The 4,958-nt window shown below is 40.7% G+C and carries 7 protein-coding genes; 4 read left to right on the forward strand and 3 right to left on the reverse strand.

Annotation, left to right across the window (positions count from 1 at the left end; translation table 11 throughout):
- Positions 1-548: DNA cytosine methyltransferase (locus H6S82_RS17870; protein WP_191056496.1), on the forward strand; the 548-nt coding region annotated here is incomplete at its 5' end.
- Here H6S82_RS17870 and H6S82_RS17875 read toward each other — a convergent pair.
- Complete coding sequence (locus tag H6S82_RS17875) at positions 545-1,243, reverse strand: MAE_28990/MAE_18760 family HEPN-like nuclease (protein WP_190469236.1); 699 nt, start codon at positions 1,241-1,243, stop codon at positions 545-547. The two genes, H6S82_RS17870 and H6S82_RS17875, sit on opposite strands and share 4 nt — an antisense overlap.
- Positions 1,240-2,346 carry a DUF262 domain-containing protein gene (locus H6S82_RS17880; RefSeq protein WP_190469239.1) on the reverse strand — a complete coding sequence of 369 codons (1,107 nt, stop codon included), beginning with the start codon at positions 2,344-2,346 and terminating at the stop codon, positions 1,240-1,242. Before H6S82_RS17880 ends, H6S82_RS17875 begins: the two co-directional genes overlap by 4 nt.
- A 332-nt stretch (positions 2,347-2,678) precedes the next feature.
- Between H6S82_RS17880 and H6S82_RS17885 the strand changes: the two genes are divergently transcribed.
- The 3 genes from H6S82_RS17885 (at position 2,679) to H6S82_RS17895 (ending at position 4,032) form a co-directional block, all read left to right on the forward strand.
- Entirely contained in the window at positions 2,679-2,909 is a 231-nt protein-coding gene (locus tag H6S82_RS17885) for a hypothetical protein (protein ID WP_190469241.1), read from the forward strand.
- A gap of 103 nt (positions 2,910-3,012) precedes the next feature.
- Positions 3,013-3,177: a hypothetical protein gene (locus tag H6S82_RS17890; RefSeq protein ID WP_190469244.1), complete on the forward strand. Its 165-nt coding sequence runs from the start codon at positions 3,013-3,015 to the stop codon at positions 3,175-3,177.
- Positions 3,178-3,273: 96 nt separating this feature from the next.
- Entirely contained in the window at positions 3,274-4,032 is a 759-nt protein-coding gene (locus H6S82_RS17895) for an HAD family hydrolase (RefSeq protein ID WP_190469247.1), read from the forward strand.
- Positions 4,033-4,305: 273 nt separating this feature from the next.
- Here H6S82_RS17895 and H6S82_RS17900 read toward each other — a convergent pair.
- On the reverse strand, positions 4,306-4,958 hold a 653-nt coding region (locus H6S82_RS17900; protein WP_191056497.1), incomplete at its 5' end, for a WYL domain-containing protein.

Genomic DNA, 4,958 nt, shown 5'->3' on the forward strand with positions numbered 1-4,958 from the left:
TACTTGCTTCAAAGTTTAGCAAAATTAACTTAATTCCAGCGACACATAACGCAAATAATTACCAAACAGTACGACAAACTATTGGAAATCTAGAACCCATTTCTGCGGGGCAAGCTTCTGAAAGAGATTGGCTTCATAGATGTAGTAAACTTTCCGCTTTAAATCTGCGCCGTATTCGTGCTTCCAAACCTGGCGGAACTTGGCGAGATTGGCCTAAAGAATTAATTGCAGAATGCCACTTAAAAACAAGTGGTAAAACTTATCCAGCAGTATACGGTAGAATGGAATGGGATAAACCTAGTCCAACTATTACTACACAGTGTTTTGGTTTTGGTAATGGTCGGTTTGGTCATCCTGAACAAGATAGGGCTATTTCTCTCAGAGAAGCAGCTTTATTACAAACTTTTCCACCAGCATATCAGTTTGTACCCCCTGATGAACCAGTAGCGATCGATCTAGTAGGGCGATTAATTGGTAATGCTGTGCCTGTTAAACTAGGTCAAGTTATTGCTAAAAGTATACTAAATTATATTGAACAGTTTAGTTAAGGCGTGCCTAAAGTAGATGAATCTAAGTAGTCTTTATTTGATAAATATTGTTCAATATTTTGCAGTATTTGCCTTAAATATCTGACTGTCTTATTCTTAATTTCTAATAACTCATCTGCGGTTTTATCTCTTCCTACCTCTGCAAAAGATTTAAAACCATGTGCTAAATCATTTCTATTTGACTTAATTATCAGCAAATCTATTCCATCACCTGTTTTAGCATAGTCAGTCAGATGTGAAAATCCATACTCAGTTGCCGTCGTTCTTATTTTCCTACCATCAAGGTTCCCGGAGAAAAGATCTTCTTTATCAAATCCAGCAATAATAATGTCAATTGAAATAGCTGTTATGCTTAAAAATATTTTGTCAGGATCTCGCTTCTTTAAGTTTTTGAGTACAATTTTTTTAAGTTCAGGTCTAATTTGATCGTAAGAAACTCCTTGACTTTTTAGTTCATCAAATATTGCTTCTATCGCATTTCGCATAGTTGCTTCTACTAGATTATACAGCAACAGAAAACCGCTAGCTTTCAACGTCTTGATTAACTCAGAATCAATTTCTTTGGTTTTTGGAATTCCTCCCTTACCTTCCATAGTTAATTTAGTAGTTCCCTGCTCCAAACTCTTCAAAAACATAAAATATTTGCTCACTTCTCTAGAGCGTTCATTAAAGTCCTGAAATAATGCGCTAGTCATAATTTACCGAGAAGTTGATCGCGAACATATTCAATACGCTTAATTACTTTAGGTCTAGAGTTGCTTGCATCTGAAGTAGTATATTCCTTGAATTCTGGTGAGTCAAGCCACTTCATTGATTTCGGTACAATATCGTTCTTCTTTCTTAATGCAAGTGCAACACCTACAGAAATTGCCTCAAATCGAATGCGAGGTGTTTTTACATTACCTTTTGCTTTACTAAATCCATTGGGAAAGTATTTTTCAACAAAATTTAACATTTTGTGAAATTCAGAGCGCATACCATCTTTGTCAATTCTATCATGGTTATGTTCTTCTAGATATTCATTAAGAAATTCATCAACCCTTCTGTCAAAGTTTTTATAATTATTTAAATAGGCAAAAAAACGTAGCACAAATTCTTCAGGTTCGCGTTTGCGGGCAAGTGCTTCTGAAAATGGACATAGTTCCCGAAATTTACTATCTTTGCCGAGTTCTTCAAGAAGTTTGACAAAAGGCCCCGGAGATATGCCTCTCCGCTTCTCCATATCATTTAGTTGAACACTACCAGTATTGATGCGTTCAAACATATCTCGTCTTATTTCTTCATCAGCTTTCTCAGTCAGCACAATCATACGAATGGTGGCACGGTTGAAGCGTCTTTGTCTTGCCAGCGGCAAATCACTAAATTTGAAATTGTTAAGCTGCTTTAGCTTTTCCAATCCACACAGCTTTAGATCGTTGTTGAGAAATCTGTCTAAAGTACGAATACGCTGAGTTCCGTCAACAATTTCTAACCGAGCTAAATCCTCCTTATCATCTTTTTGTTTAGGTGGCAAATCAGCCACAAAAATATATGGTATCGGTAGCCCTAACAAAAGAGATTCAATAAACTTTGACTGCCGAGAATCTTCCCAAATCATATCTCGTTGATAGTCTGGTATATACAACTCATTGATATCTTCATCCAGCCCATCTCTATATTTCTTGACAAGCACTTCCACAGGATATTCTTTTGTGTCATAATCAACTACTTTTTGCTTTTCGCGAATTTCCGCTTCTGCTGCTTCTCTTTGCTCATCTGTAATCTCGGATTCCAGTGGTATTTTTGCGGCTTTTGGCATATCGATCTCCAGTTGTTACAGAATGGGTGTAATAGAAGTACAGAATGTTGACAACTAAGTTGGGATACCTACAATTTTAACCGCTACAGCGTCATACACACGCCCCTCACCCATCAATACCTCATCAGAAATGCGATCGCTTACCGTGCTGTAGGCGATCGATCGCCTCCCACACCTGTTTGAGTAATTGTGGCTTATCTAAAAGCACTTTGGCAAGAGCGGTTTCAGTACCGATCGCTATAGCTATTCAAAATAGAAGGCTTGACCGGGATAAATAGAGCGCACGATCGTTCATACTAAATGGTAGACACCTTCGAGCATAAGAGCGATCTATGTTGTCACAAGAATTGAAGGAGCAAGTCTTCAAACTACCACCCAGCGATCGCCTTGCACTGGTGAGCGCCATTATTGAGTCCCTCCAAGACACACCAATTTCTGAGTCCGATCGTTCTGGCGCAATTAGACGAATGCGAGGCTTGTTAAAAACAGACCAGCCAGCACCGACGGATGAAGAAGTGGCTGCGATGTTAGAACAGCGACGGTTGGAGAAGTTTCTTCAGTGAGACGCGATCTTACTCTACCTTCCCTGTAGTAATAAGTTAAAATTTTAATCAAAATTCACCTATTCAGGTTAAAGTTACGATAGGATTGGGCAATTTTATACTGATGACATTACAAGAAGTGCAAAAACAAGCACTGCAATTGCCAACTGGCGATCGCTGGCAGTTAGTCCAAATTCTTCTAGAGTCGCTAAAACGGGAAACATACCCCACATTGAAGCGACGAAATTTGTCTCGGCTTCGAGGAATTGCCAAAAATTTCGTAACATAATGGCGCAGCATAACAACGTGCTGGAGCGGACGGTCGGGAGATATCGGTTGTGATGTGAACGTGATTAATTAGACGATCGCTGACTGGAAATTTGCTATGAATGAATTGCGTGCTTTGATTTTTGATGTTGATGGGACTTTAGCAGATACGGAACGAGACGGACACCGCATTGCGTTCAATCGTGCTTTTGCGGAAGCTGGGTTAGATTGGGATTGGTCGGCTGAGCTTTATGGTGATTTGCTTTCTGTTGCTGGTGGCAAAGAACGGATTCGCTTTTATCTAGATAAATATCGTCCCGATGTTCCGTCACTTGAAGATAGCTTTATTGCGGAATTACACGCTACTAAAACAAAGCATTATCGAGAGTTATTAGCTTTAGGTGAAATTCCCTTGCGTCCGGGGGTGAAACGTTTGATTTCGGAAGCTCGCGCTGAGGGGATAAGATTGGCGATCGCAACCACCAGCGCCTTACCCAATGTTACGGCATTATTGGAAAATAATTTAGACCCGTCTTGGTTTGAAATTATTGCTGCCGGCGATATCGTCCCAGCCAAGAAACCAGCCCCAGATATCTATCATTATGTTCTCAAACAGATGAATTTACAGCCACATGATTGTCTGGTTTTGGAAGATTCTCTGCACGGAATGCAAGCTGCAATTGGGGCTGGTTTGCCGACTGTTGTTACTGTCAACGACTACACTAAAGAGCAAGATTTTTCTAAAGCTTTATTAGTGTTAAGTCATTTGGGAGAACCCGAATTAGCTTGCACTATCTTGGCTGGCGATGCTTTTGATGGCAGTTATCTGGATATAGAAATGTTGCATCGTTTGCACAAATCTATATCCAAAGTTTGACAAAACACTGACTTTTTTGGCTGGGGTGTAGCAAAAAGATGACAGACTATAATTATTCCTTTTCTCTTTTCGCTTCACCCTGTTAATCTTCATACTGCATCATATCATATCCCGTAGCATCGGTTGCATAAAAAATGCGTTTTTATCTGCGTTCATCTGCGTTTATCTGTCTTCATCTGTGGTAAAAATTTAACCCCTAATTCCCACAGATAGTCCTCAACATCATTCATGTACTACCAATGCTACCGAACACAATACCACACGCTGTTAAGGCTAGAGATCGTACCGATCGCACAGAGCTTGTAGCTTTTTCTTGAAGCGATCGCGCAAACTTTTCGGAGCCACAATTTCGCAGTCTTCCCAATATCGCGATACTTCTCGAATTAACCAGAACGGGTTAACCACTAGCCGTACAACTTGTCGCACATCTTCCAAGAATACATTTTCGATATCTCCTGGCTTAGGTTCGTAGGCATTTGCCAACCACCCTCGAAACTGTAAATACACTTTTATGCGATCGAACTCACCTCTCCATACACCTGGGATGGGTTGGATATCCTTGATGCGATCGAAACGAAGGCAACGATTGTGGGCAACTTCTGCTAGATCCGGGTTTTCCTGCAAAGCATCGGCGGTTTCTTCGCACCAAATCTGCAAATAAAAGCGTTTTTCGTAGAAAATCACTTCCGCATAGCGAACCGTGAACTCCAAATTCTGACCCTGTGAGTTGAGATACTTGAGGCGGAATGGCTGACGATTGGCGATCGCTTCGTCAACTCGATCGCGCCAAGCTTGGATTCGTTGAGTTTGCTGTTGCAGCAGCGCTTGACGCAGGGGCGCTTCCAGGTCGCCTTGGTCGAGTAAAAGTGTATTTACAATTTCAGATGACTCGATTTGACCTGCATCGACCAGCAGTTTAGCCGCTT

It is taken from the genome of Planktothrix sp. FACHB-1355 (genome assembly GCF_014748295.1).
Classification (GTDB): Bacteria; Cyanobacteriota; Cyanobacteriia; order Cyanobacteriales; family Aerosakkonemataceae; genus Aerosakkonema; species Aerosakkonema funiforme_A.

What these genes read in the sequence shown, in the direction of transcription:
- H6S82_RS17885 (WP_190469241.1), top strand. Translation starts at nt 2,679, where the DNA reads ATGTTGTCACAAGAATTGAAGGAGCAAGTCTTCAAACTACCACCCAGC.
- H6S82_RS17875 (WP_190469236.1), bottom strand. Translation starts at nt 1,243, where the DNA reads ATGACTAGCGCATTATTTCAGGACTTTAATGAACGCTCTAGAGAAGTG.
- H6S82_RS17895 (WP_190469247.1), top strand. Translation starts at nt 3,274, where the DNA reads ATGAATGAATTGCGTGCTTTGATTTTTGATGTTGATGGGACTTTAGCA.
- H6S82_RS17880 (WP_190469239.1), bottom strand. Translation starts at nt 2,346, where the DNA reads ATGCCAAAAGCCGCAAAAATACCACTGGAATCCGAGATTACAGATGAG.
- H6S82_RS17890 (WP_190469244.1), top strand. Translation starts at nt 3,013, where the DNA reads ATGACATTACAAGAAGTGCAAAAACAAGCACTGCAATTGCCAACTGGC.